The 26,484-nt window shown below is 66.5% G+C and carries 23 protein-coding genes; 11 read left to right on the forward strand and 12 right to left on the reverse strand.

What is annotated here, in order from left to right; genetic code table 11:
• Positions 1-11: 11 nt before the first annotated feature.
• Positions 12-1,718, forward strand: coding sequence for an AMP-binding protein (locus LAN61_04200; GenBank protein MBZ5539706.1), 1,707 nt, complete (start codon positions 12-14; stop codon positions 1,716-1,718).
• Between the two features lie 31 nt (positions 1,719-1,749).
• Here LAN61_04200 and LAN61_04205 read toward each other — a convergent pair whose 3' ends face one another.
• From LAN61_04205 to LAN61_04260, 12 genes are all read right to left on the reverse strand, one after another.
• Positions 1,750-2,679 carry a hypothetical protein gene (locus LAN61_04205; protein MBZ5539707.1) on the reverse strand — a complete coding sequence of 310 codons (930 nt, stop codon included), beginning with the start codon at positions 2,677-2,679 and terminating at the stop codon, positions 1,750-1,752.
• Between the two features lie 22 nt (positions 2,680-2,701).
• Positions 2,702-3,610, reverse strand: coding sequence for a hypothetical protein (locus LAN61_04210; protein ID MBZ5539708.1), 909 nt, complete (start codon positions 3,608-3,610; stop codon positions 2,702-2,704).
• Between the two features lie 13 nt (positions 3,611-3,623).
• On the reverse strand, positions 3,624-3,962 hold the full coding sequence (locus tag LAN61_04215) for a hypothetical protein (protein ID MBZ5539709.1): 339 nt from the start codon (positions 3,960-3,962) through the stop codon (positions 3,624-3,626).
• 2 nt (positions 3,963-3,964) lie between these two features.
• On the reverse strand, positions 3,965-5,539 hold the full coding sequence (locus LAN61_04220; GenBank protein MBZ5539710.1) for a long-chain-fatty-acid--CoA ligase: 1,575 nt from the start codon (positions 5,537-5,539) through the stop codon (positions 3,965-3,967).
• Positions 5,536-7,830, reverse strand: coding sequence for a hydantoinase B/oxoprolinase family protein (locus LAN61_04225; protein ID MBZ5539711.1), 2,295 nt, complete (start codon positions 7,828-7,830; stop codon positions 5,536-5,538). Before LAN61_04225 ends, LAN61_04220 begins: the two co-directional genes overlap by 4 nt.
• 18 nt (positions 7,831-7,848) lie before the next feature.
• Positions 7,849-10,020: a hydantoinase/oxoprolinase family protein gene (locus tag LAN61_04230; GenBank protein ID MBZ5539712.1), complete on the reverse strand. Its 2,172-nt coding sequence runs from the start codon at positions 10,018-10,020 to the stop codon at positions 7,849-7,851.
• 7 nt (positions 10,021-10,027) lie between these two features.
• The gene (locus tag LAN61_04235) at positions 10,028-11,236 is read right to left on the reverse strand and encodes a hypothetical protein (protein MBZ5539713.1); all 1,209 of its coding nucleotides are present in this window, start codon (positions 11,234-11,236) and stop codon (positions 10,028-10,030) included.
• Between the two features lie 3 nt (positions 11,237-11,239).
• Positions 11,240-12,397: a hypothetical protein gene (locus LAN61_04240; protein ID MBZ5539714.1), complete on the reverse strand. Its 1,158-nt coding sequence runs from the start codon at positions 12,395-12,397 to the stop codon at positions 11,240-11,242.
• A 4-nt stretch (positions 12,398-12,401) separates the two neighbouring features.
• Complete coding sequence (locus tag LAN61_04245; protein ID MBZ5539715.1) at positions 12,402-13,385, reverse strand: hypothetical protein; 984 nt, start codon at positions 13,383-13,385, stop codon at positions 12,402-12,404.
• Between the two features lie 86 nt (positions 13,386-13,471).
• The gene (locus LAN61_04250) at positions 13,472-15,487 is read right to left on the reverse strand and encodes a 4Fe-4S dicluster domain-containing protein (GenBank protein ID MBZ5539716.1); all 2,016 of its coding nucleotides are present in this window, start codon (positions 15,485-15,487) and stop codon (positions 13,472-13,474) included.
• The gene (locus LAN61_04255; GenBank protein MBZ5539717.1) at positions 15,484-16,482 is read right to left on the reverse strand and encodes an electron transfer flavoprotein subunit alpha/FixB family protein; all 999 of its coding nucleotides are present in this window, start codon (positions 16,480-16,482) and stop codon (positions 15,484-15,486) included. Before LAN61_04255 ends, LAN61_04250 begins: the two co-directional genes overlap by 4 nt.
• A 31-nt stretch (positions 16,483-16,513) precedes the next feature.
• On the reverse strand, positions 16,514-17,317 hold the full coding sequence (locus LAN61_04260; GenBank protein MBZ5539718.1) for an electron transfer flavoprotein subunit beta/FixA family protein: 804 nt from the start codon (positions 17,315-17,317) through the stop codon (positions 16,514-16,516).
• A 282-nt stretch (positions 17,318-17,599) separates the two neighbouring features.
• Between LAN61_04260 and cofH the strand changes: the two genes are divergently transcribed.
• The 10 genes from cofH (at position 17,600) to LAN61_04310 (ending at position 26,482) form a co-directional block, all read left to right on the forward strand.
• A complete protein-coding gene (gene cofH, locus LAN61_04265) occupies positions 17,600-18,868 on the forward strand; it encodes a 5-amino-6-(D-ribitylamino)uracil--L-tyrosine 4-hydroxyphenyl transferase CofH (GenBank protein ID MBZ5539719.1) in 1,269 nt (422 codons plus the stop codon).
• A gap of 45 nt (positions 18,869-18,913) precedes the next feature.
• Positions 18,914-19,591, forward strand: coding sequence for a 2-phospho-L-lactate guanylyltransferase (cofC, locus tag LAN61_04270; protein MBZ5539720.1), 678 nt, complete (start codon positions 18,914-18,916; stop codon positions 19,589-19,591).
• 100 nt (positions 19,592-19,691) lie between these two features.
• A complete protein-coding gene (locus LAN61_04275) occupies positions 19,692-20,108 on the forward strand; it encodes a VOC family protein (GenBank protein ID MBZ5539721.1) in 417 nt (138 codons plus the stop codon).
• 36 nt (positions 20,109-20,144) lie between these two features.
• Positions 20,145-20,999, forward strand: coding sequence for an amidohydrolase family protein (locus tag LAN61_04280; GenBank protein ID MBZ5539722.1), 855 nt, complete (start codon positions 20,145-20,147; stop codon positions 20,997-20,999).
• Positions 21,000-21,127: 128 nt separating this feature from the next.
• Positions 21,128-21,919 carry an enoyl-CoA hydratase/isomerase family protein gene (locus LAN61_04285; protein ID MBZ5539723.1) on the forward strand — a complete coding sequence of 264 codons (792 nt, stop codon included), beginning with the start codon at positions 21,128-21,130 and terminating at the stop codon, positions 21,917-21,919.
• 2 nt (positions 21,920-21,921) lie between these two features.
• Positions 21,922-23,088: a thiolase family protein gene (locus LAN61_04290; protein ID MBZ5539724.1), complete on the forward strand. Its 1,167-nt coding sequence runs from the start codon at positions 21,922-21,924 to the stop codon at positions 23,086-23,088.
• Positions 23,089-23,124: 36 nt separating this feature from the next.
• Positions 23,125-24,282, forward strand: coding sequence for a thiolase family protein (locus LAN61_04295; GenBank protein MBZ5539725.1), 1,158 nt, complete (start codon positions 23,125-23,127; stop codon positions 24,280-24,282).
• A 12-nt stretch (positions 24,283-24,294) separates the two neighbouring features.
• Positions 24,295-24,783: a Zn-ribbon domain-containing OB-fold protein gene (locus LAN61_04300; protein ID MBZ5539726.1), complete on the forward strand. Its 489-nt coding sequence runs from the start codon at positions 24,295-24,297 to the stop codon at positions 24,781-24,783.
• Positions 24,784-24,791: 8 nt separating this feature from the next.
• Positions 24,792-25,238, forward strand: a complete 447-nt coding sequence (locus LAN61_04305) for an OB-fold domain-containing protein (GenBank protein ID MBZ5539727.1) — start codon at positions 24,792-24,794, stop codon at positions 25,236-25,238.
• A gap of 89 nt (positions 25,239-25,327) precedes the next feature.
• Complete coding sequence (locus LAN61_04310; GenBank protein ID MBZ5539728.1) at positions 25,328-26,482, forward strand: acyl-CoA dehydrogenase family protein; 1,155 nt, start codon at positions 25,328-25,330, stop codon at positions 26,480-26,482.
• Positions 26,483-26,484 lie beyond the last annotated feature (2 nt).

Here is a 26,484-nt window from a genome sequence, read left to right on the forward strand (position 1 = left end):
GATCCATCCGGATGACGCCGCCCGAATCCAGCCCCTCGCAGACCGAACTCGCAGGAAAGAAGCTCGCGTACGTCGCGTGCCCGGAAACGGACTCGCCGGAAGGGGCGGCCTGGGGCCGCGAAACGCTACCGCACGCCCTTCGCAAGTGCGCCAGCCGCTGGGGCGAGAAGCCCCTGCTGGTCTTTCCCGAGCGCCGGCTGACAGCGGCGGGATTGCTCCGCGAAGTGGAACAGTTTGCCATGGGCTTGCGCACGCTGGGCGCCGGCCCGCGCGAGCACACCGCGGTCTGCCTGCCCAATCTGGCGGAGACCTGCGTGGCCGAGCTGGCGACCGCGGCGCTCGGCGGCGCGGCGATGTTCATCAATACCCGCTACCGGATCAGCGAGTTCGAATACGTGCTGAAGCAGTCCGATGCGGCGACCCTGGTGCTGCCGCGCGAGTTCCTGCAGATCGATTTTCTGAAGATGCTGCGGCAGGTCTGCCCGGAAGTGGCGCAGGCCAGGGACGGGCGCGTGCGCAGCGCCGCGTTTCCCATGCTGCAGCGCGTGATCGTCGTGGGCGGCGCGCCCGAGGGCCTGCTGTCGTACGAAGAAGTGCTGCGGCGGGGCGCGGTGAGCGGCGGAACGGGGGATTTGCGCCGGCAGGAAGAAGCGGTGCAGCCGGACGACGTGGTGATCCTGCAGTACACCTCGGGCACCACGGCGTTTCCGAAGGCCGTGCTGCTCTCACACGGCCAGGTGCTGCGCAACGCCTTCCAGATGGAAGAGCGGGCCAACGTGCGCGAGGAAGACCGCGTGCTCTCGGCCATGCCCATGTTCCACGTGGGCGGCTCGGTGTGCGCGCTGCTGGGCGCGGTGACGCGGGGCTTCACGCTGTACACCTCGGCGGCGTTCGATGCGGGGGAGACGCTGCGGCTCATCGAGGAAGAGAAGATCACCACGTACATCGGGCTCGAGTCCATGTTTATCGCCATGCACAATCACCAGGATTTTGCGAAGCGCTCGCGGGCCAGCCTTTCCAAAGGCTGGTCGGCGGGCACGCCGTCGGTGCTGCGCATGGTGGTCGAGGAGATCGGGATCCAGCACCTCTGCCCGCTCTATGGCCTCTCCGAAGGCAGCCCCAACGTGGCCATTACCGGCTGGAACGATCCGCAGGAAAAGCGCGTCAACACCATGGGCCGCCCGGAACCGGGCGTGGAAATCAAAATCATCGACGGAGCCACGGGCAAGACGCTGGCGCGCGGCGAGCGCGGAGAGATCTGTTTCCGCGGCTGGAACGTGATGAAGGGCTATTACAAAAAGCCGGAAGAAACCGCGGCAGCCATCGACAACGAGGGCTGGCTGCACACCGGTGACGCCGGCTACATCGACGACGACGGCTTCGTGATCTGGACCGGGCGCCTGAAGGACATGTTCCGCGTCGGGGGCGAAAACGTTTCGGCGCTGGAGGTGGAGAATTTCCTCTGCGGGCATCCGGCGATCCGCGCGGCGGCGGTTGTCGGCGTCCCCGACGAGCGTTTGCGCGAGGTGCTGCTGGCGTTCGTGCAGTTGAAGAGCGGGGCAACGCTGACGGAAAAGGAATTGATCGAGTACTGCAAGGAGCGCATCGCGGGATTCAAGGTTCCACGGCACGTGCGCTTCGTCGAGCAGTTCGAGATGACCGGGAGCGGCAAAATCCAGAAATACGTGATGCGCGAGAAGATCCTGCGCGAATTCTAAAGCGCCGGGCCGGCCTAGCGCGGCGCCCCGGCTACCCCGCCAGAATCACGGACCAGTCCTTCGGGCGGTCCGCCTCCAGCCGCCAGTGCGCGTTCAGTTGCCCGTAGCCCGTCTGCCCCTCGCACTGATATTGCGAATGGCAGAAGTAGTGGAAGCCGGTCTTGTTGCGCTCCTGGTGCGAGGTGTTGAAGGCGTTGAGCGCGCGGCAGGAGGCTTCCACGCGGTCGCCGTTCTGCGCTTCGATCGCGAAGTGGCCTTCCGTGGGCGCTTTGCCCATCTCCGCGTAGCCCATGCGGATGTGCGAGCGACGCACCAAATTGTTTTCGCCGCCGCGGTAGATGTAGCCGTAGAGAATGTCGCGGTTGTCGGCCAGCGTGATCTGAAACGTGTTCCACGCGAAACGCTCGCTGAACTGCGCCGAGGCCCACACCCAGCGGCGGATCCCCGCGCGGGCGCCCCAGCCCCAGGCATGGTCGCGCGCGCCGAGCCCGGTGACCTCGTGGCGCTCGCCGCCGGCGCGGATCGTGCCCGTGTAGCGGCCCTGCTGCTCGTAGTGGTGGCTGTTGGTCTGCGCCAGCGCGCCGTGCGACTGCCCCCAGTCGTAGGGCGCGTGGATGGCGCGGAAGGTGAGGTCCACCTGGCACGCCCCGTCATCGTAGAACATCCGCCAAATCTTGAACGGCTCGATGGTGCGGAAGGCCAGCGGGCCGAAGTCCAGGCGCTCCTCGCCGATCTCCTGCGGGATGTTGAAGTTCCAGCGCGTGAATTTTGCCAGCAGCACGTCGCCGCGCCACAGCGCGAAGATCACGTCGCCGATCTGCTGGTTGGGGTGCACCCCGGAGTAGCCGAAGGCGGCAAGCTTGGTCTGCGGGTCGTAAAAATCAAAATAAAACGCTTCCCGCCAGGTGCTTTCCGATCCAGTCGGGTGGATGAACTCGTCCTGCGGAGTCAATTCGGCCACGGGGGCTCCTTTGCAGCGGATCTCAGCGGCCACCCTGCGCTTCGGCGGCAAGTTTCTGCTCCGCCGCGGCGACCGCCGCGACGGTCCTTTCGAACGATTCCGGCGCAACGGAAAAGCTGGTGAAGCCGAAGCGCAGCAGCGTCTCCAGCATTTCGGGGTAGCGCGACGGCGCATTCCCGCAAATCGAAACGGGAAGATTGCGCGCGCGGGCGGCGCGCGCGATGCGCTCCATGCCCGCGAGTACCGCCGGGTGCCGCTCGTCGAATTGCGCGGAGAGGCGGCGGTTGTCGCGGTCGATGCCCAGGATGAGCTGGGTCAGGTCGTTGGAGCCCACCGAAACGCCATGCACGTGGGGGAGAAACTCCTCGATGAGCAGCACGTTGGAGGGCAGTTCTGCCATCATCCACAATTCGAAGCCGGGCTGGCTCAGCAGCCCCTCTTCTTCGATCCAGGCGCGGCACTGCCGCAGCTCTTCCGGCAGCCGCACGAAGGGCAGCATCAGCTTAATGTTGTCGAAGCCCTGGGCACGCGCCCGGTTCACCGCCTGCAGCTCCAGCCGGAAGCATTCCGGCTCCGCGACGTAGCGGCTGCAGCCGCGGTAGCCCAGCATCGGATTCTCCTCCTTCTGTTCGTAGGCCGCGCCGCCGTCCAGTCCCGCGTACTCATTCGATTTCAGGTCCAGCGTGCGGTAGATCACCGGCCGCGGCGCGAAGGCCGCCGCCACCTGCGCGATTTTCTCTTCGAAGAAGCCGGTGAAGGCTTCCGTGCCGCCCTCGGCGATCAGCTTGCGCGGGTGCGTGCCGATGGACAGCGCCAGAAACTCCGCGCGCATCAGCCCCACACCGTCGCAGGGCAGCGTCGCGTACTTCGCGGCGAGCTCCGGGAAGCTGAGGTTCAGCAGGATACGGGCTTGGGTGCGGCGCGTGGTCATGGTCTTTGTCAGCTCAGCCCTGCAGGAAGATTTCCCCCTGTTCGTTGAAGAGCACGGCCCGGCCGTCCAGCTCCGGCGCGCCACTCATCTCGCTGCCCATCATGCAGGGCAGATCGAATTCCCGCGCCACGATGGCCAGGTGCGAGGTGGCCCCGCCCGCCGTGCACACTACGCCTTTCACTTTCGAAAACAGCGGAATCACCGCCGTGGCCGAAGCCGACGAGGTCAGCAGGATGGTCTCCGAAAGATCCATCTTCATCAGCCGCAGGACGTCCTGCACCGTTTCCACCGCGCGCAGCGTCCCGCTGCAGGTGCGTCCCGAAGTCAGCGTGCCCTGTCCGATTTTCTGCATGCCTAAGCGCCTCCCACGCGCCGCTTGCGTCCGCTCCAGTATTTTTCCCGCAGCACGCGCTTCAGGATCTTCCCCGTCGGGGCCTTCGGCAATTCGCTTACGAAGTCCACGCCGGTCGGCTTCATATAGCTAGCCAGATTCTGCCGGCAGGTTTCAATGATCTCTTCGGGCGTCACCGTATGCCCGGGCCGCACCACCACGACGGCGCGCACCGTTTCCCCGAAGGTTTCGTGCGGAACGCCGATGACCGCGCATTCCATCACCGCCGGATGCTTGTAGATGACCTGCTCGACCACCGCGGGGTAGATGTTCTCGCCGCCGGAGACGATCATGTCCTTCTTGCGGTCCACCACGTAAAAATAGCCTTCCTTGTCCCACGTGGTCATGTCCCCGGTGTGGCACCACCCGCCGCGCAGCGTTTCCGCGGTCAGTTCGGGCAGGTTCCAGTAGCCCTTCATTACGTTTTCCCCGCGCACGATCATCTCCCCGGCGGTTTCGCCGTCCCGCGGCACGTCGTTGTCGTCGTCGTCCACTACCCGGCAGTCGCACAGCAGCGCCTCGCGCCCGCAGGAGAGCAGCAGGTGCGGCTTGTCGGCCAGCGCGTGGCGATGATCTTCGGGGGTGAGCACTGCGGAGATAATGCTCAGCTCCGTCTGCCCCATATACTGGATGAAGCCGGCGTTCGGAAAGGCGGCCATGGCGCGGCGCAGCGTGGTGACGGACATGGGCCCGCCGCCGTAGCCGATCAGGCGCAGGCAACTGGTGTCGAACTGCGCGAATTCCGGCACGTCCAGCATGTAGTTGAGCATCGTGGTGATGCCCAGAAACGACGTGACCCCCTCGGCCTGGATCACCTCCAGCGTCTTGCGCGGCTCGAAATTCAGGATCACCACGCGCGCCCCGTGAAACAGGTAGCTGTGCGGCAGCAGCACCGCGATGTGAAACATCTGCCCGAGGATGAGGTAGACGTCGCCGGGCGAGATCTTTTCCGCGGCGGTCATGTTGACGATGGTGGTGAAGGCGTTGCGGTGCGTGATCATCACGCCCTTGGCGATGCCCGTGGTACCCCCCGTGTAGCAGAAGAAGTACAGGTCGTCGTCGCCCACCGTGTAGACGCTCTCCGGCTCGGCGTCCGGCTGCCCCGCGATCCATGCGTCATAGCTCAGCGGAAAGCCGTGGCCCGCGCCCAGGCCCACCACGAATTCGATCGACGGCAGCTCGCCCGCCTTGTCCCGGAAGGCCTGCGCATATTCCGGGCTGACCAGGATGCCCCGCGGCGCGCCGTCCTTCAGCGTGAAGGCCACCTCATCCGGCGTGAAGCGCCAGTTGAGCGGCTGGATGACGATGCCCGTTTTCGCTCCCGCGTAGAACAGCTCCAGGTACTCCAGGCAGTTCCGCGAATAGATGGCAATGCGCTCGCCCTTCTTCAGGCCCCTGGCCACCAGCGCGTGCGCCAGCCGGTTTACGCGCCGGTTCAGGTCCTTCCAGGTGATGCGCCGGCCGTTGTTCGCGTCCACCAGCGCCACCTTGTCCGGATAGCGCCGCGCGTTGCGGGTTACCGTGAGACCGATGTTCATTTCCCCTGTGGCTCCTGAGCGAGTTGCAGATCCCAGAGCGGCTCATCGTTTCGCCGCAGAATTTCCGTCTGCAGCAGGAGCCCGCATCCGGGGCAGACAAATTCGAGGAAAACGACGTCTTCCTCGATGTACTGTTGCGGATCGAGAATGTGCGGGTTGGCCGCGGAAACCGGCTTGCCGCGCGAGATGCAGTGCTTCTTGTAATTTTCCGCCGCGTCGCAGAGAACGCCGCGGCAGCGGCGGCAGGCCAGCACGTTGCCGCCGTCATTTTCCCCGAGCAGCAGACCCTCGGCCACCTGGCGCTTGCGCGTGGATTGCAGAGGCGGAAGCTGGCGCCGCTCGCCGCCCGCGAGGCGCTCCTGGCGCCGCTCGTGACGGCGGTTCTCGGTGGCTTGCGCGTCGACGCGGCCTTTCTTGTCGAAGACCAGCCCGTAGGCCTCCTCGGCCCACTCCTGGGTCACGCTTTCCTGCAGCAGGTCCTTCTCGACCAGCCGGGGATCGCGTTCCAGCGGGTCGCCGTAGCCGCCCGCGCCGGCCCACGCCACGATAAAGGCGTCGTCCGGCGTCTGCGGAATGTTGAAGGCCTTCGGCGCCGGATATTCGCTCGTGCCCTGCAATTCGGAAAGGCGCGCCGGCAGCTTGTGCGTCGCGGCCATCAACTGCCGCGCGTTCGCGCCGCGCCGCAAGGTGTAGCGCGTCGTGGACGGCGGCAGCCCGCCGAACAGCCCCGGCGGCGGCACCGCCGCGTGGCCCGTGGCCGTGAACAGCGTGAGCCGGCCGGTCTTGTGCGGGATGAACGCAAACTCTCCCGGGTTCCCGCCGCGGAATTTTCCCGCGCCTCCGCCGTTGGCCACCTCCCGCCGCCACAGATACAGGATCGGGTAGAACCACTCCTGCTCCTCGACGTTGGGCATGGTGCTCTGCAGATCCCACGGCCAGCCGCCGGTGTCCACGCCGTCGCGCCAGCTTAGCCCGGCCAGCGCCGCGCCCACCGGATCGAGGAAGAACGACGTGCAGGGATTGCCGCGCTGGTCGATCCCGCTGAAGGCGGAGATGGGATACATCGCGCAGCCCATCGCGCTCTGCACTTCCGTGCGCAGGCTGGCATCCGAGGAGCAGGCCAGCATCTTGGAAATCACCAGCCCCGCCAGCGCAATGGTCTGCAGCAGCGTCAGCGCCGGCGCCGCGCTGACGGCCGCGGGGTACGTCGCGCAGGTGATCGTGCCCGGGGTAGCCTCGAATTCCATGTGCCGGTACGCGCCCTCCACCACGAACATCTGATCGAAAAGCATCTGCGAGCAGATCATCGAGGCGATGGCCCCGCGCCAGGCCACTGCGGTGCAGTTCAGCGTGCCCGCCTGGGGGTCGGTGCCCTCGTTGGAAAAGATCAGCTTGTCGCCCTTCTTGGTGAGCGTGAGCGAGTTGCGGTAGATGTGCCGGTCGGCGGGGTGGGCCAGTTCGATCCACGCCGCTTCCCGCCAGGTGCCGTCGGGAATCGTGCGCAACCGCTTCACAAAGGCCGTCTCGGAATCGTCCTGCAGCTTGCGCATTACGCCCTTGAACGCCGGCGCGCCATAGCGCTTCAGCAGGCCCAGGATGCGCTCGCGCGACACGTTGCACCCGGAAATCTCCGCGCGCAGATCCAGTGCCACCAGTTGCGGCATGCGCGACCTGCGGATGTACTCCTCCTCCAGGTCCCGCCGCAGCACGCCTTTCTCCACGATCTTGATCGGGGGGATGCACCCGGCCTCCCAGAAGACGTCCGCGGCCATGGGGTTGAAGCCGCCCGGCGCGGTGCCTCCCAGATCCCACTGGTGCAGGGTGTTGCCCACCCAGCAGAAGAGCCGGCCCTCCCAGAAAACCGGAGCGATCACCGTCACGTCGGACTGGTGCGTGGCCCCAATCCACGGGTCGTTGGTCAGGAAGATGTCGCCGTCTTCGATTCCCGGATTGTCCGAGCGGTTTTCCAGCGTCCACTTCACCGCGGAGCTGGCCGCAGAGGAGAGATACTGCAGGAACGGCCCGAAGAAGACGAAGTCGCCGCGTTCATCGAGCAGGCAGGGATTGAAGTCGTGGCCGTAGGCGCAGATGGGCGATCCGGAAATCTTCATGATGGTGTTGCCGTGCTCGAGGTTGACGTTCCACATGGCGTGGCGCAGCACCTCGTAGGTTACCGGCTCCACCTTCTTGGCCGCCGCGGAATGCAGGTGCAGCTTGGGGTGGATCTTCAGCTCGCGCGGCGGAATGTACGGATAGGTCGTGCCGTCCCAGGCGATGGTGTTGGCTGCCATTCTCGCGTCTCCTATCCCTTATCCTTTTATGGTGACCGCGAAGCGGTCAACGATGGTCAGAATGAAATTGCCGTAGGCGTCCACGCGCCCTTCCGTGCCCGGCGGCACCACCACCGTCGTTTCCGGCATCTGCACGATGGCCGGGCCGCGCAGCTTCACTCCCGCGCCCATGCGCGTCCAGTCGTAGATCGGCGTCTTGACCTTCTTGCGCAGCCCGCTCCAGTAGATCTCGCGCTGCCCGGAGCGCGGATTCTGCCGGCTCGCCGGGCGCTGCAGCAGCGACGGCCGCCGGATGCGCCCGCGCGCGGTCACCCGCAGCAGCCCCAGCTCCACGCCCGCGCTGGTGAACGCCGAGCCCTTGCCGTGCAGCCGTTCGTACTTTTCCACGAAGGACCTTTCCAGCGCCGCCAGCGACTTGGCCGTCAGCTTGCCCGCCGGCACGGGCACTTCCACCAGGTGAATCTGCAGCCGAAACTTCATCTCCGCGTAGCGTTCCAGGGACATCTCGTCGGTCCGCATGCCGTCTTTCTTCAGCTGTTCGATGCCGCGTTGCTCCAGCTCCTCGTAGATCTCGTTGATGCGCTCCGCGTTGTACGGCGCGAGGAACAGCTCCGACTTCTCGTAAACGTGGAAGAGATCCGCGGACTGCACGCCCAGCGCCGACCACGTGGACGCCGTCGAGCCCAGCGGCACTACCACGGTCTTGCAGCCCAGCTCCCGCGTGTAGGTCACGCAGTGCGCTCCCGCCGCCCCGCCATAGGCGTAGACCACGAAGTCGCGCGGGTCGAAGCCGCGCTGCACGGTCATCTGGCGCATCAGCTCGGCCATCTGGAACTCCACGATCTGCACCGCCGCGCTGGCCGCCTCGATGGGGCTCATGCCTAGCTGGTCGCCGACCGTCTTCATTGCTTCCAATGCCTGCTCGCGGTCCAGCTTGTGCGTCCCGCCCAGGAAATAGTCGGGATCGAGATAGCCCAGCAGCAGGTTGGCGTCCGTGACCGTGGGCCGCTTCCCGCCGCGTCCGTAGCAGGCCGGACCGGGATTGGCCCCCGAGGATTCCGGGCCGACTTTCAGCGTGCGGCTCATCGGATCCACCCAGATGATCGAGCCGCCGCCGCTGCCGATGGAGATGACGTCGAGATGCGGCGCCAGGAAGGTGTACTGGTTCAGCGTCGTCTCGCTCCCGGTAAGCGGCTGGCCTTCGTGCACCAGGCCCACGTCGAAGCTCGTGCCGCCCACGTCGGAGGCGATGATGTTCTTGTGCCCCAGCAGATCACCGAGGAATTTGCAGGCCGTGAGCCCGCCCGCCGGGCCCGAACCGATGGTGAACGCCGGCTTGTCCGCCACTTCCGCGGCCGTGGCCACGCCGCCCGAGCTCTGCATGATTACCAGCCGCCGCTTGTAGCCCAGCTCCCGCGCGCGCGCCTCGATCTTGCCCACGTAGCGCGACATCAGCGGCCCGATGAAGCAGTTGATGGCCACCGCCGCGCTGCGCTCGTATTCCCCGGGCTTGTTGATCAGCTCGTGCCCGCAGGTGACGTACAACTCCGGCGCTTCCTTCTGGATCATGCGCTTCAGCGCCAGCTCGTGCTCCGGATGCAGGAAGCCCCACAGGAAGCAGACGCCGATGGCTTCCACTTTCTGCGCCAGCAGCTCACGGATCGCCTTGTGCGCCTCTTCTTCGTTCAGCGGCAGCACCACTTCGCCGCTCCAGTCCACCCGTTCGCTCACCTCGCGGATCAGGTGCCGGGGAATCAGCGGCTCCGGCTTGCGGTGCCGGGAAACGTGCAGCAGTTGCTGAATGGGCAGCCCGGCCGAGCGCCCCACCGAGCGCATGATGATCAGCGCGTCGGCGTGGCCCGCGGTGGTGATCAGCCCGACGCGCGCGCCCTTGCGCTCCAGCAGCGCGTTGGTGCCCAGCGTCGTGCCGTGCAGCAGCAGCTCGGTGCGCGTCATCAGCTCGTCCAGCGTCAGCCCCATCTTTCCGGCGGCCACCGTCAGCGCGTCGAAGAAGCCGCGCGCCGAGTCGTCCGGCGTGGAGAGGGCCTTGGCGATGGTCAGCCGCCCGGCCTGGTCGCGCACCACGCAGTCGGTGAACGTGCCGCCGATGTCGATCCCGCAGAAATAAGAGGCGGCCGCCGCCGCTCCGCTCTTGCGCTTTGCCGTCTTCTTCCTGGTTGGAGTGGGCATGGGTGGGTCAGTCTCCGCGCGCCTTTCGCAGGGATTCAGCCGTTTCGGCCCCGGCTACGGGCCAGAAAAAATCGCCTTCCGTCGTCCCCATGAACTTCCACATGGAGGGCGGCTCGGGATCGCCGAGCCAGCGGTCCAGCACCTGCTGCGCGGCGGCGTCGAAGGCCGCGCGGATGGGCTCGCGATAGCGCTGCCCGCAGGGCAGCAGCTCGAAGAAACTCACCAGGTGATTGGCGAAGAGCTGCGCGCCGTATTCCGCTTTGTAGCGCGGCGTCCACTCCGCGGCCTTCTGGTACAGCTCGTTCTGCGCTTCCGCGGCGCAGTGCTGGATCTCCGCGACTTCCGCCAGCGGAATCGGCCGCGGCACGCCGTCTGGGCCGCACGTGAAAATTCCCTCGGCCTCGATGCACGGCAGGATGTCCGCCGGGTCGAAGAGCACGCTGCCGAATACGTCGAAGCGCGTGTGCATCCCGCGCAGTTTCAGCGCCAGCGCGATATTCGGATAGCGGTTGCGCGCCGGGGTCACCGCCCACGGCAGGAAATCGTTCTGCAGGTCGGTGAATTCCTGCACCACGATCTGCGCGCCGTCCCCCGCGTCGTACGGCCCGTGCGCGAAGATGCCGTCGCGCTGCTCCCCGTGCAGAATGAAGCAGTACAGCTCCAGCGTGGCCGCCAGCCGCCGCAGCATCTTGCGCTCTTCCAGCGTGGTCGCGCGGAGTTGCGCGCCGAGGGCGCGCACGCTCTCCTCCGCCAAGATGGCCTGCGTGTAGCCCGCCTGAGCGGGAAGCCACCTGCCGTCGTTGCGGTAGGCGGAGGCCGCGCGCCGCCAGAAGTCCGCGATGATCTTCGCGTCCTGCACTCTTTCTCCGGCGAAGGGCTCGCCGGCCTCGAGCCCCGCATCCAGCAGCAGTTGCTGCCGCGCGTTAAAGTAGCTGCAGAATACGATGGAGAGCGTCAGGTAGTAGGGCCGCGAGCACAGCCGCTTCATCCGCCGCCCGATCTCTTCCGGCGAAATCTCCCGCGCCAGTTCTTCCAGGAAGCGCGGGCCCTCCTGGTAGAAGCAGTGCCAGCCGATCGAGGAACGCCGGGGCACGTCGAACAGCATCGAGCGCAGCGCCGCGCGTTTCTCCTGGCGCATGAAGCGCTTCTGGCTGTCCCCGAAGAGCCGCAGCGCTTCGTTCAGCTCCGCAATCGTGATGTCGCCCAGGCGTCGCATCCCTTATCCCTGCAGGGGCGTGTAGATCGGCCCCGCGGTCTTGGCAATGTGCTGCAGCACCAGCGGCGGCTCGCCGCCCGCCAGTTCATCCAGGTGCCGTTCCACGGACGCCCGGAACTTCTCCCGGATGCTCGCGGCGAATTCCTGCTGCCGGCCGCAGGGCTCGGCGAAGAAGCGCAGCAGATTGCCGTACAGCTCCGCGCCGTAGGCGATCCGGTACCGCGCGTCCCACTCCATCATGATACGGTAGAGCTGCATCTGCGCATCCGCGGCCTGCGCGCCCAGCGCCGCCGCTTCCTCCGCCGCGATGGGCCGCATCTGCCGGCCCTGCAGCGCGAAGACGCCCTCGGCCACCAGGCACTGCTCTTCGTCCCGCGGCTCGGTGGTCAGGCTGCCCATGAGCACAATCTGCGCCTTCAGCCCGCGGTATTGCCGCACGCGCACCACGCCATCCACGGGCAGCGCCGGCGCGCCGCGCTGCCACGGGTAGTAGTCGTCGCGGAATCCGGTCAGCTCCTTCACCAGCAGCAGGCCGCCGTTCGCCAGCCGGTACGGGCCGTGGTGGAAGACACCGACGCGCGCTTCGCCGTTCAGGATGAACGTGTACAGCTCCAATGTGGCCATCATCCGCCGGAATTTCTGGTGCGCCGCGTGATCCTGCACTCCCCCGAGCTGCCCCGCCAGCGCTTCCACTTCGTTCGCCGGCAGCAAGGGCATGCTCCAGTCCGCTTCGTCCGGCAGGCAGCAGCCGTCCGTGCGCGAGGCCCGCGCCGTGCGCTCCCAGAACTCCAGCAGGTGCGCGATCTCCTCGGGGTTATCGGGGCGCGCCTTCCCGCGCAGCAGCGCCTGCTCCCGTCCGTTGAAATAGCCCAGCAGCAGCGAGTGCAGGTGAATGGCGTTGGGCCGCGCCCCGATGCGCTGCATCCCCCTGCCGATCACCTCCGCCGTGGTCATGCGCTCGAGCTCCGCCAGCAGTGCCGGAAGCTGTTCGTAGTAGCAGTAGCTTCCCAGGATCAGCCGCCCCGGCAGGTTGAACATCGGCGAAGCCATCGTCGAGCGCTGCTGCGCGCGGAAAAAATGGCGGATCGACTCCCCGTAAAGGTGCAGCAGCGCGTTTGCACGCGCCACGCGGTCCTGCCCGGCCGGGGTCTCGGGCCGCATCGCCTCAGCGTCCTCCCTTGGGCAGATCTTCGATCTGCGCCTCGAAGCGCGCCGGGCGGCCCGCCAGCGTGGCGAACGCCCAGTTCATCACCCCGTGGCCGACCTTTCCTTCGCAGCGGTATTCGCCCACGCTGAAGAGCATGTGGTCGCTGCGGTGCGGCCAGCGGTGCGCCGTGTCCAGGATGCCTTGCGGCTTGCCGGTGAACTCCACGGCGCGTCCGGCCAGGTCCTCGGCCTGGACGTGCACGCCGGCCAGCGTCTTCCAGCGGTGCGCGTCCCAGTGAAAATCGATGCTGGCGCGGCGCAGCAGCTCCTGCTTGCCGTCGCGCACCAGGTAGCCGGTCAGCGCGATGCGCCCGCCGGTGAACTCCTGCACCGCGATATTGGCCACGAACTCTTCGCTGAAGCCTGCCCACAGAATGGCGTAGTTGCGCCACGCCCGCCGCCCGCCCCAGCCCCACATGCGGTCGCGGAACCCCAGGGCGTCGATCTTCTGCTCCTGGTTGCGGATCCACACCCGCCCCGTGTAGCGCCCGAACTGGTCGAAGTGCTGGCTGCGCTGCTGCGGGTCCTGCGCCGTCTCCATCCACAGGCGCGCCGCCGCCCAGCTGAAGGGCGGCTTCACCGCCGTGAACTCCAGGTCCGCCTGCACGTCGGAGGTGTCGTAGCGGATGCGCCAGCGCGCGTACGGCTCCAGCATCTCCATCTGCATGGGGCCGAAGCACAGCCGCTCCTCCGGCGGCGACGCCGCGGGCACGTGGAAATCCATCTTCAGCTCGGAATGCACCATGTGCCCGGCGTGAAAGAAGGCGGCGCACAGATCGCCGGTCTCCTGGTTCGGGAAGACGCCCTGGTAGGCCTGAAACTGCACGTTCACGCGCGGATCGTAAAATTCGAAATACCACGCTTCCCGCCACCACGGGTCGCCGGTGGCGACATGCAAGCCGTCGTCCTCCGCAGCCAGGCCAACGAGAGGGAACTCAGCCATCAATAAACCTCTTCCTGTTGCCTAAAATCCGTCGAGCCGAAAAACCGGCGCGCGCCCGCGCGCCGCCGCGCAAATTCCGCAAGTCTTCAGCCGCGCGTTCTGCGCTCGAGCACCTCGGCGATGTCCAGCACCTGCACGCTTTTCTCGCCCGCCACGCTCTTCACCCCGTCCTCCAGCATGATCATGCAGAACGGGCAAGCCACCCCGACCGTTTCCGCTCCGGTGGCCAGCAGCTGCTTCGCGCGGTTCTGGTTCATCCGCGTTCCGCTCTTTTCTTCCATGAAGGAGAAGCCGCCGCCGCCCCCGCAGCATAGCGCGTTGCCCCGGTTCCATTCGGGCTCGGCGCAGCCTGCGCCGCCGCCGGCGGCCAGCAGCTCGCGCGGCGCATCATACACGCCGTTGTAGCGCCCCAGGTAACACGGATCGTGATAGCTCACCGCGCCGCCCTCGCTGGCCGCGGGTTTCAGCCGCCCCTCGGCCACCAGCTTCTCCAGGAATTCGCTGTGGTGCAGCACCGTGTAGTTGCCGCCCAGCTGCGGGTATTCGTTCTTCAGGGTGTGGAAGCAGTGCGGGCAGGCCGCCACCACCGTCTTCACCTGGAAACGGTCCAGCGTGGCGATATTCTGCTGCGCCAGTTGCTGGAAGAGAAATTCGTAGCCGATGCGCCGCGCCGGATCGCCCGTGCAGCGCTCTTCGCGCCCCAACACCGCGAACTTCACCCCCGCGCGCGTCAGCACCAGCGCCAGCGCCCGCGTCACTTCCTGGTTGCGCTTGTTCAGCGCCCCCGCGCAGCCCACCCAGAAGAGCACTTCGAACTCGGCGTCTGGCTGCTCGGCGAGATCGGTGAGCCGCAATCCCTGCATCCAATCCGTGCGCGAGGCCTGCGCTCCGGGATAGGGATGCGCGCGCGCTTCCAGGCTGCGCACCATTGCCTGCAGGTCATCGGGGAACTCCGCGCGCTCCATCACCAGATGCCGGCGCATGTCGATGATCTTGGGCACCTGCTCGATCATCACCGGGCATTGCTCCATGCATGCCCGGCAGGTGGTGCACGACCACAGCGTATCTTCGTGAATCACCGGTCCCACGAGCGGGGAAGCCTCTTCGCCCTGCGTGGTGGCTGCGGGCGCTGAGGCGCCGCCCGCGCTCATGCGATGCATGTATTTCCGCAAATCGAGAATCAGCGCCTTCGGCGAGAGCGGCTTCGTCGTCAGAAACGCCGGGCAGTTCACCTCGCAGCGCCCGCATTCCGTGCAGCTGTCCAGGTCGAAAAGATCCTTCCAGGTGAACTGCTCCAGCCGGCTCACGCCCAGCCGCTCCGCCTTCTCCATGTCCAGCGGCTGCAGCACGCCCTGAGGCCCGAGATTCTGAAAGTAGATGTTCGCCGGGCTGGTAAAGAGGTGCCGCAGCTTGGAATAGGGAATCCAGGCGATAAAGCCGAAAACCACCACGGCGTGAAACCACCACGTGGCGCGGTGCAGCCCGCGCATCGCTTCCATACTCAGCGACCCCGCCAGCAGGGCTCCCGCCGCGCGGCCCACCGGCGACCACGCCGCCCAGGGATCGTGCGTCAGCTCGATGCGCAATCCCTCGATCACGTAGCCCGTCGTCAGAATCACCAGAATGACCGAAAGCATCAGCGCGTCGTCGCGCGTATCCGGCTTCAGCCGTTTCGCCCGATAGACGTGGCGGTGCGCGAAGGCCATCAGAATGCCGAGAATCGCGAACGCCCCGAAGAGGTCCACGATCAGCGACTGGAAAATCAGATAGAACCAGCCGCGCATGATCGGAATCTTCAGATCTTCGTGGATGAACACCACGGTGGTGGCGAGGAAGAGTACGGCAAAGCCCCAGAAGAACAGCGCGTGGAAAATTCCCGCGGCGCGGTAGCGTTTCAGCAGCGTCTGCTGCGAGAAGACCTGCCGCAGCGCCCGCAGCAGCCGCGCGCGCACCGGCGCGGTGCGCGCCGCGGGCTGGCCCATGCGCCACCGCCGCCACAGCCCGTACCAGCCCTTCGCGAAGATCGCCAGCGCCGCGGCGAGCATCGCGTACATCACCCACACGTGGGTGATGTTGAAATAGACTTCGCGTGTCGGCGTCATTTTCCTTCGGCAGCTTTATGTTTCTTCACGGCCTGGATCAACGCGGGTATGAACGTCTTGAAATCCTCGACCACTCCGGCTTCGGCAGCCTGAAAAATGGGCGCCTTCTCGTCTTTGTTCACCGCGACGATGTGCTTGGCCCCGCCGATGCCCACCAGGTGCTGGCTCGCTCCGGAGATGCCCACGGCCAGGTACAGCTCCGGCGCCACCTTCTTCCCGGTCTGCCCGATCTGCCACGACGCCGGCACCCAGCCCTGATCGCACGCCGCGCGCGACGCCCCCACCGAGCCGCCCAGCAGCCCGGCCAGTTCTTCCAGCAGCGCAAAACCTTCCCGTCCGCCGAGCCCCCGCCCGCCGCTGATGATGATGCGCGCATCTTCCAGCCGCGCTCCGCCCGCCGCCTCGGCCTTGCGTTCGACGATTGTACTCTTCGCCAGCGCCGCGTCGAGCTGCACATCAAGTCTAGTCACCGCGGCCGCCGCCCCGGCCTTCTTTTCCACCGGCGCCACCGAGCGCGAGCGCATCGCCAGCACCAGCGGCGCCTGCTTGGCGATCAACTCCGAATTGGCCTTGCCGCCATACACCGGTTTGGTGATCTTCACCGCTCCCGTAGCCTCGTTCCCGGAAACTGCGGTCACGTCCGCCACCATCGCCGCGCCGAGCTTCTGCGCCAGCACCGGGGCCAGCTCCAGCCCGTACGTGCTGCTCGGCACGAAGCAGACTTCCGCCTGCAGCGCCACGCATGCCTGCCGCGCCGCCTCCACCGCCAGCTCCGCCTGGTAGCTGCCCAGCGCCGCATGCTCCACGCGCGCCACGCGCTCCGCGCCGCAGGCCGCCGCGTCCGCGTTCCACGAGGCGTCCGCCGCTCCCAGAATCACGGCCGTCACCGTGCCGCCCAGCCCGTCCGCCAGGCGCCGCGCCGCGCTCAGCACTTCCACTTCGGTGCGCCGCAGACTGCCGGGCACCGCGATCATCAGCGCCACCACGTTCTTCATGCCATTCTCCGGAAAATACCGCGGCGTCTCTTCATAGCACCCGCATTTCCGCCCATTTTTTCACCATTTGCGCGGCCTTCTCTTCGGCGTTTTCCCCGCCGATCACCTGGCACTGCCGTTCGCTCTTGGGCACATACAAGCTCGCAAACTCCAGCGCCGCATTCGGCCCGGCCAGCGATGCTGCGGCCACGCCCAGCTCCGCCGCGCCCCACGCGGGGATCTGCCGCCGGAAGGCCATCATGTTGTCTTTCACCTTGGGGATGCGCGGCTGGTTGGCGTCGTCGTTGGTCACGGAGACGACCGCCGGCGCCGGGCACTCCACGGTCTCCCAGCCATCGTCGGTCTGCCGCCGCAGCACGTATTTCTCCCCTGCGCGCTGCGCCCCGGCCACCAGGCTCACGAACGGCCGCTGCAGCTCGCCCGCCAGCAACCCGCCCACCATCGCCCCGTGCCAGTCGCCCGCTTCCCGCCCGCAGAAGACCAGGTCGGCCGGCTCCAGCTTGCGTACCGCCGCGGCCAGCAGCCGCGCCGTTCCGAATCCGTCCAGGGCGGGGAACTCCTCCTCGCGGATGCGGATGGCTTCGTCCACGCGCAGAGAGAGGGCGCGGCGCAGCGCATCCACCGCGCTTTCCGGGCCCGCGCACAGCGCGGTGATCTTGCCCTGGCCGGCCGCGTCGCGCAGCTGCAGCGCCGTTTCCAGCGCGTTTTCGTCGAACACGCTGATGACCAGGCTGGCGCTGCCACGCACCGCCTCTTTCTTCTGGGCGTCCACGCGGAAGTCTCCCGGGGGGAGTTCCGGGTCCACGATCTGCTTGAGGCAAACGACGAGGTGCATCGCAGTCTTCTCGTTAGTCGGGTGCTTGCGCCGGGCGCCCGCGGCTGGCTCTTGGCCCTCCGCGCGTCCCTGTGCTAGACTCCAGCTTACCAAACAATTGTTTGGTAGAGGAAATTCCGCAGAGGAGAGTAACTGCCCGCCCGGCCCTTGTCAATGGCCCCCGGGCGCCCCGCCGCCCCCGGATTTTGCCGGCTCCGGATGCCGCGGACTCGCAACCTCTGTGTGGTAGGATGACCCCGGGCCCGCTTTCGCGCAAGCCCGGGAGGGAGCGCTCAGACGATCATGGCCAGCCTCGAAACACGCACCGCCACCTCGCATCCTGCGCCCGGCGCCACGGTTCCCGGAGAACTCCTCGCCGCCGCCCGTCCTGAAGTTCGCGAAGCTCTAGAAGCAGCCAACGCCGGCCGCGAGCTCTCCTTTGACCAGGGCCTGCACCTGGCCACCAGCGAAGGCCCCGACCTCCAGGCGCTCATCGCCGTCGCCGACCAGTTCCGCCGCGCCACCGTGGGCGACGTCGTCACCTACGTCGTCAACCGCAACATCAATTTCACCAACGTCTGTTTCGTGGGCTGCAGCTTCTGCGGCTTCGGCCACGGTCCCAACGCCCCGGACGCCTACTCGCACTCTCCCGAGGAGATCGTGCGCCGCGCGCGCGAAGCCTGGGAGCGCGGCGCCACCGAAGTCTGCATTCAGGGTGGCCTGCCCCGGGACCTCGATGGCTTCTTCTACCGCGACGTCCTGCGCGCCATCAAGCGCGCCCTTCCCGGGATGCACATCCACGCCTTCTCCCCCATGGAGATCTCTTACGGCATCGAAAAGACCGGCATGCCCCTGCGCGACTACCTGCGTATGCTCAAGGACGAAGGCCTCGGGAGCATTCCCGGCACCGCCGCGGAGATCCTCGACGACCGCGTCCGCAAGGAGCTCAGCCCCAACAAGCTCCCCGTGAAACTCTGGGTCGAGATCATCACCGCCGCGCATGAAGCCGGCATCCCCACCACCTCCACCATGATGTACGGGCACGTGGAAGAGCCCGCCGACTGGGTCCGTCACATCCAGCTGCTGCGCGGCATTCAGAAGCGCACCGGCGGCTTCACCGAATTCGTGCCCCTGGGCTTTATCCACGAGAAGACTCGGCTCTTCAAGCGCGGCGATGCGCGCCCCGGCGCGGGCCGCGAAGAGCATCTGCGCGTGCATGCCCTGGCGCGCGTCCTGCTCCACGGCGCCATCCGCAACGTCCAGGTCTCCTGGGTGAAGCTGGGCTTTCCCACTTCGCTCGCATGCTTCGCCGCCGGCGCCAATGATTTCAGCGGCACGCTCATGGAAGAGAGCATCTCCAAAGCGGCCGGCGCCACCCACGGCGAATACGTCGCTCCGGAAGAGCTGCGCGCCCAGATCCGTTCCATCGGCCGCATCCCCGCCGAGCGCACCACCACCTACGACATTCGCCAGCGCTTCGACCAGGAGCCCGGCGCCGCTGCCGGCATTCCGGCGCGGCTGCAGCTGGCCCCGGCGGAGAAGCACGTCCCTTACGGCGAAGGCAGCTATTGAGAGCTGTTTTCTCCGGCGTTTGTCTGGCCCGGACACGAGGAGTACATGCGCGCACTGCTGTTGCCCATCAAGGACCAGAAGAATGCCAAGCAGCGTCTCGCCGGCCTGCTTTCCCCTGAAGAGCGCCAGAGCCTGGCGCGCGCCATGATGGAAGACGTCCTTACCGCCGTGCGCGGCATTCGCCGCGCCGAGCGCATCTTTGTCGTCACCAGCTTCGCGCCCGCCATGCGCATCGCCGAATCCGCCGGGTGGGAAGTCCTCGCCGAAGAGCAGCAGCTTTCCGAGAGCGCTTCGGTCGATTACGCCTCGCGCTGCTGCGAGCAGCGCGGCGTCACCGCCCTCCTGCGCCTGCCTCTGGACCTGCCCCTGCTGCAGCCCGCCGACATTGACGACCTGCTGGCCTTCGAATCCTCCGCGCCGGCCATGCTCATCGTGCCTTCCCGCGACGGCACCGGCACCAACGCCCTCCTGCGCACGCCCCCCACGCTCTTTCCCTCGCAGTTCGGTCACGGCAGCTTCGCCAAGCACCTCGCCGCCGCCGAACAAGCCGGCGCGCGCCGCACCGTGCGCCACAACCTGCGCCTGGGCATGGATGTGGACGATCCCGAAGACTTGCGCACGCTGCTACAGCACGACCTCGCGGGCACCGCCACCGGCCGCTGGCTCGCCGCCAGCGGGGCAGGGGAGCGGGTGCAGGCCGCGGGGGCCCCGGCGGGCGCTTGAGCGGGCCGCGGCAGTTGACAGCGGGCCCGCCATTTGCTAAAAATTCCTGTCTAACGAACGGTTGTTTGATTTCGGAAAGCGCCCCGGCAGGGGGCCTGGCATGCTCGGCAAGCTGAGTCACATCGCCGTCGTGGTGCACGATCTGGAGGCCGCCCTCCGCCGTTTCCAGCAGCTCTTCGGCGCGCGCCTCCTGGAACGCGGCTTCCTGCCGGAGACGCGCACCGACGTGGCCGTCGTCGAACTCGGCGGCGTGCACCTCGAGCTGCTCAGCTCGCGCGAGCCGGACTCCAAGGTCGGCCGTATTCTGCGCGAGAAGGGCGAGGGCTTGCATCACCTCTCGTTCGAGGTTGCCGGGCTGGTGGCGCAGCTCGGCCAGTTGCAGGCCGCCGGCGTCAAGCTGCTCGACGAAACGCCGCGTGTGGGCATGCACGGCCGCCAGATCGCCTTCGTCGATCCGCGGGAAACCAGCGGCGTGCTCATCGAAATGGTGGAAGAAGACTCGAAACAGAAGAGCTGAGCGATTTCCGATTCCAGGAAGACAAGGACGAAGCGCATGAGCAAACCCGGAGCTATTGACGTCTGGTGCAATCCCTTCACCCCGGAAGGCATCCAGCATCTCTTCATCGACAACGAAGAAGTCCACTTCATGATGGGCAAGCAGTGGGGCCGCACCGCCAACATGAAGGGCTACAGCGCCGAACAGTTCGTCGCCAACATGGACCGCCTGGGCATCGAGAAGGTCTGCGTCCCGGCGCTCAAGCAGGCTTTCTACCGCAAGAACAAGATGGGCGCGGACTTCAAGTACGAGGACATCGCCCGCCTCATCGAAAAATTTCCCGACCGCATCGTGGGCTTCGCCGGCATCAACCCCTTCGAGCGCATGGAAGGCGTCAAGCGCCTGGAGAAAGCCGTGAAGGAGTACGGTTTCAAGGGCGCGCACGTCCACCCCTTCGGCTTCGGCATTCCCATCAACGGCCCGGAATGGTTCCCGTTCTACGCTAAGTGCGCGGAACTCGGCGTTCCGGTGGTCTTCCAGGTCGGCCATTCCGCCGAGTTCATGCCCAGCGCCTGCGGCAAGCCCATCCTGCTCGACGACATCGCCCTTTATTTCCCCGAGCTGCAGCTCATCGGCGGGCACACCGGCTGGCCCTGGTGCGAAGAGATGATCGCCATGGCCTGGAAGCATCCCAACGTCTACATCTGCATGAGCGGCCACGCTCCGAAATACTGGGACAAGTCCGTCCTGCACTTCCTGAACAGCCGCGGTATCGGCAAGTGCGTCTGGGGCACGGATTACCCGCTTATTCTGCATGAGGAGAGCCTCACGCAGATTGACGCGCTCAACCTGAAGCCGCATGCCAAACAGGCGCTGTTGCACGACACCGCAGCCAAGATTTTCAAATTCTAGCGGCCTGCGGCGGTATCTGCAGCCGGCAATGTTTCGCACTCTTCGCGCAATTGCCGCGAAGCAGGACAGGGTCGAGCGGATCCGGCGGCGCCTCCGCGGAAGGAGCGCCGGCCAGAAAGACACGCGTTATGGCCGACTACAAATTCTTTCAGATCGAACGCTCGGGCGGCGTCACCACCGTCTTTCTCGAAAAACCTCCGGTCAACTCCCTCGAAGAGCCCCTCTACGTCGAGTTCGAAAAGCTCTGCGACGAGCTGGACAACGACCCGCAGACCCGCGCCGTCGTCTTCGCCACCAGGAATCCCAAGATCTTCATCGCCGGCGCGGACATCAAGGACATGCAGACCTACCGCTTCGAGCACGACTGGGTGGACCGCAAGATCTCCCGCGTCCACGGCATCTTCAACCGCCTCGAAGACATCACCAAGCCCACCCTCGCCGTCATTCAGGGCTACGCCCTCGGCGGCGGCTGCGAATTCGCCCTCGCCATGGACTTCCGCTTCATGTCCCGCGGCAAGCCCCGCATCGGCCTCCCCGAGGTGAATATCGGCATCATCCCCGGCGGCGGCGGCACGCAACGTCTTCCGCGCGTGGTTGGCTACGGACGCGCCGTCGAGCTGATGATGACCGGCCGCCACCTCGACGCCGACGAAGCCGAGCGCATCGGCCTGATCACCCGCGCCTGCGACCCGGAGAAAACTCTCGCCGAAGCCCTGGAGTTCGCCCGCCAGCTCGCCGGCCAGGCCCCCGTGGCCTGCGCGCTTATCAAGCAGGCCCTGCGCAAATCCCTGGGCATGGGCCGCGAAGAAGGTCTGCGCGTCGAGCGCGAGCATTGCCTCCGGGCCGTCCTCAGCGCCGACGCCCGCGAAGGCATCGGCGCTTTCGTCGAAAAGCGCAAGCCGAAATGGACGGGGAAGTGACCTTGAGCGCCCCCGAACAAGTGGCCATCCTCGGCGCGGTGCAGACCCGCTACGAGGCGCGCAAGACGCACCAGACCTACAACGAGCTGGTGCACGAAGTCGTGGACCAGCTCCTCACCGAGACCGGCGTGGCTCTCCAGGAGATGGAAAGCATCGTCAGCGCCTCCCAGGACCTTTTCGACGGCAGGACCATCTCCGGCATGGCCATCAACGAAGTCGTCGGCGGCTATCTCCATTCCGAAAGCAAGGTCGCCGGCGACGGCATCCAGGCGCTGCTCTACGGCGCGGCGCGCATCCTCGCCGGCGCCTACGACCTCACTCTCGTCGTCGCCCACTGCAAGGAATCCGAAGGCCAGTTCCACCAGATCACCAGCAGCATGTTTGATCCTTACGTGGAGCGCCCGCTGGGCCTCGACGAGCACATTGCCGCCGCGCTGCAGGCGCAGCGCTTCCTGGCCGTTTCCGGCGCCAGTGAAAACGACTTGGCGCAGGTTTCCCGCAAGAACCACCGCAACGCCATGAAAAATCCGCTGGCCCGCCGCAGCGGCGAATTTTCCGCCGGGCAAATTCTGAAATCACCCGTGGTCGTTTCGCCGCTCCGTGATCTTCTCGCCGGCCCCATCACTGACGGCGCCTGCGCCATCCTCCTCGGCAATCCCGCGCGCGCCAGAAAATCCAAGCGCCCGGTGAGCTGGATCGCCGGCATGGGCACCTCCACCGACGCCTACTGGACCGACCGCGAGCTAGCCGAATCCGCCGCGCTGCAATGCGCCGCGCAGCGCGCCTTCGCCGCCGCCGGCCTCCGCAACCCGCAACAGGAGCTGCACGTCGCGGAACTCTCCGCGCGCTATGCCCACGAAGAGTTGCTCTATCTGGACGCGCTGCACTTCGCCAGCGGCCAGCGTGCCCACGCGCGTCTCGCCGCCGGCGATTTCGATCTCGGCGGCAAGCTCCCCGTGAATCCGTCGGGTGGCGCGCTGACCGGCAACCCCACCTGCGTCGCGGGCCTCGCGCGCGTCGCCGAAGTCCATCTCCAGCTCACCGGAGCCGCCGGCGCGCATCAGGTGCCGGGCGCCGGCGCGGGCCTGGCCCACGGCGCCAGTGGAATCTGCGGGCAGAGCCAGACGGTTGTTGTGTTGCGGCGCGAAGCGTCCGCACAGGCATGTTGACCGCTTCGCGGTCACACATATCGAGGACATTCGACGATGCCGCGTAAAGTCGCAATTGTAGCTACCGGGCAGACCAAACACGTGGCCAAGCGCACGGACGTCAATCTCCGCGAGCTCATCACCGAAGCCGTGACCCGCGCCCTCGACGACGCCGGCCTGCGCATGCAGGATATCGACGCCGTCATGCTCGGCAATATGGAGCCTTTCGAAGGCTTCCTGCTCCCCGAACTCTGGAGCGTCGAAGGCTGGGGCGGCCTCGGCAAGCCGGCCATGAAGTTCAACACCGGCGGCACCGTCGGCGCCAGCACCGCCATCGCCGCCTATTACTTCGCTGCCTCCGGCCTGTACGACACCATCCTCGCCGTCGGCTTCGAAAAGCAGTCCGAAGGCCACACCCAGACCGCCATCACCACCGCCGGCGATCCCCTTTGGGAGCGCACCATGATGGCCGGCGCCATCGGCAACTTCGCCGTCATGGCTTCCACCTACGTGCACGAGAGCGGCGTCACCGAAGAGCACGCCGCGAAGATTGCCGTGAAGTCCCGCCGCAACGCCTGCAACAACGAATACGCCCACCTGCAGATGCCCCACCTCACCGTCGAGGAAGTTCTCGCCTCGCCGTATCTCGCCTATCCCGTGCGCCGCCTCGATTTCTGCCCGCAGTCCGACGGGGCCTGCGCCCTGGTCCTCGCCGAAGAATCGAAAGCGAAAAAACTTGCGCGCCAGCCCGCCTGGATCAAGGCCGTGGCCACCGCCCACGAGCAGCAGTACATGGGCGACAGCCCCAAGCGCCTCGCCAACATGCGCAGCCAGCGCGCCGCTTCGCAGCGCGTCTACCAAGCCTGCGGCATCACCGATCCCGTCAAGGATCTCGACGTCGCCGAAATCTACGAGGTCGCCACCTACGCCGAGCTGGCCATGTATGAAAACCTCGGCTTCTGCCAGCCCGGCCAGGCCGGCAAGCTCATCGATCAGGGCGTCACCTCCATGGAAGGCGCGCTGCCGGTCAATCCCTCCGGCGGCGTCCTGGCCACCAACTGCATCGGCGCCACGGCGATGATCCGCGTCGCCGAGGCCGCCCTGCAGATCATGGGCCAGGCAGGGAAGAGGCAAATCCCCAACGCCAAACTCGCGCTGGCCACCGGCTATGGCGGAAACGCCTGGACCGACGCGCTCATTCTGGCGCGGGAGTAACGAGGAACCGTCGTGGCAGAAAAGACCGGCAAGCCGGAAAAGAAAAAAGACGACGGGCTGAAAGTGCCCTGGCTCCTCAGCGTCGAATACGAATATGCCGCCGGGTATTTTGCCACCCGGTTCTTCCGGGAGCTCCGCGACACCGGGCGCATCTGGGGCATTCGCTGCCCCTCCTGCGAGCGCGTCTATATTCCCCCGCGCCCCATCTGCGGCATCTGCGCCACGAAGACTGGCGAGTGGGTCGAGGTCAGCGACGAAGGCGTGATCGTCGGCTGCACCGTGGTCAATGTCCCCTTCATCGACCCCATGACCGGCGAGCAGCGCCCCGTCCCTTACGGCTTCGCCATCATCCGTCTCGACGGCGCTTCCACCGCCCTCTACCACTTTCTCGAAGAGACCGACCCCAGGAAACTCGGCGTCGGCAAGCGCGTCAAGGCCGTCTTCCGCCCCGATCGCCAGGGCACGATGCTGGACATCAAGCATTTCCGGTTGCTGGAGTAAACGGCCCCATGAGCGAATCGCACTGGATCGTCAAACAGAAGATCGAAATCCCCTTCCAGTACACCCCGGGGCCGGCCCTGCTGCGCTTTCTCGAAGGCCTGCGCGACGCCAAACTCCTCGCCTCCGGCGTCCCGGGCCAGGCCCGCAAGACCATCCCCCCGCTCTCCTTTTGCGGGCGCACCTGGAAACCTGCCGGCGAATGGACCGAACTGCCCGGCACCGGGGTCCTGGAGTCATTCGCCGTCGTGCCTCGCGCCCTGGCCGAACTGCCCCAAGCCGGTGCGCGCGTGGTCTTCGGCCTCGTCAAGCTCGACGGCGCGGAAACCCGCCTCGTGCATCTCGTTCGTGCAGAGCAGGATACGGATCTGCGCGTGGGCGCGCGTGTGAAAGTCCTGTGGAACCCGGCGCGCTCCGCCGGGATCCGCGACATTGCCGGTTTTGCCGTGGTGGCCTAGGCCCCCCGTCCCGGCAAAGAGAAAATTGACGCCGCCGGGCGAGTTTGTTAGACTGCCCTTCACCAAACGGTTGTTTGAATCGGTGCACCGTGGACTTTTCTTTTAGCGATGAACAGCAGCAGATCCGCAAGGCCGTGCGCGACTTTGCCCAGAAGGAAATCGCGCCCCATGTGGCCGACTACGACGCCGAGGGGCGTTTCCCCAAAGCCATTATCCAGAAGGCCGCCGAACTCGGCTGGATGGGCGGCATCGTGCCCCCGGAATACGGCGGCGCGGGCATCGACTTCACCACCCAGACCATCATCCTCGAAGAGATCTCCCGCTTCTGCCACTGCGTCGGCTGCGCCCTCTCCTTTCCCAGCGGTTTGGCCGGCTCGGCCATCCTGCGTTTCGGCACCGAGGAGCAGAAGCAGAAATATCTGAAGCCCCTGGCCGAGGGCAAAGTTTTCGCCGCCACCGGCGTCACCGAGCCGCACTCCGGCACGGACGTCGCGGCCATGGAAACCACCTGCCGCCGCGACGGCGATCACTACATCCTCAACGGCGCCAAGGCCTGGATCAGTTTTCTCGACGTCGCCGAATGGGTGCTCACTTTCGCCACCCTCGACCGCGAAAATCCCCGCAAGGGCATCTGCGCCTTTCTCATCGACCGCAACACCCCGGGCATGACCTTCAAGCCCTACAAGCACAAGCTCGGCTTCAAGCCCCTCACCACCGGCGACGTCATCCTCGAGGACTGCCGCGTCCCGGCCAGAAATCTCGTCGGCGAAGAGCGCCAGGGCATGCACGTGGCCATGTGCGCCGTGGAAAACGGCCGCCTGGGCGTGGCCGCGCGCGCTTTGGGTCTCGCGCAAGCCTGCCTCGACGAATCGGTGAAGTACGCCAAAGAGCGCATCGTCTTCGGCGAGCCCATCGGGAAATTCCAGTTGGTGCAGTCCATGATCACGGACATGGTCACCGCCATCGAAAGCGCGCGCCTGCTCACCTACCGCCTGGCCTGGGTCAAGGACCACGGCGCCAAGCAGGCCCGCAAGGATGCCAGCATCGCCAAGATGGCCGCCTCGGACGCCGCCATGATGGCCGCGACGCACGCCGTGCAGATTCACGGCGCCTATGGCTGCTCCGGCGAATATCCCGTCAGCCGCTATTTCCGCGACGCCAAGGTTTTTCAGATCGTCGAAGGGCAGAACCAGTTGCACAAGGCTTTGATCGCGGAGTACACGCTCGGCCTCCGCCGCGAGTAGCG

The organism is Terriglobia bacterium (assembly GCA_020072785.1).
Classification (GTDB): Bacteria; Acidobacteriota; Terriglobia; order Acidiferrales; family UBA7541; genus Acidiferrum.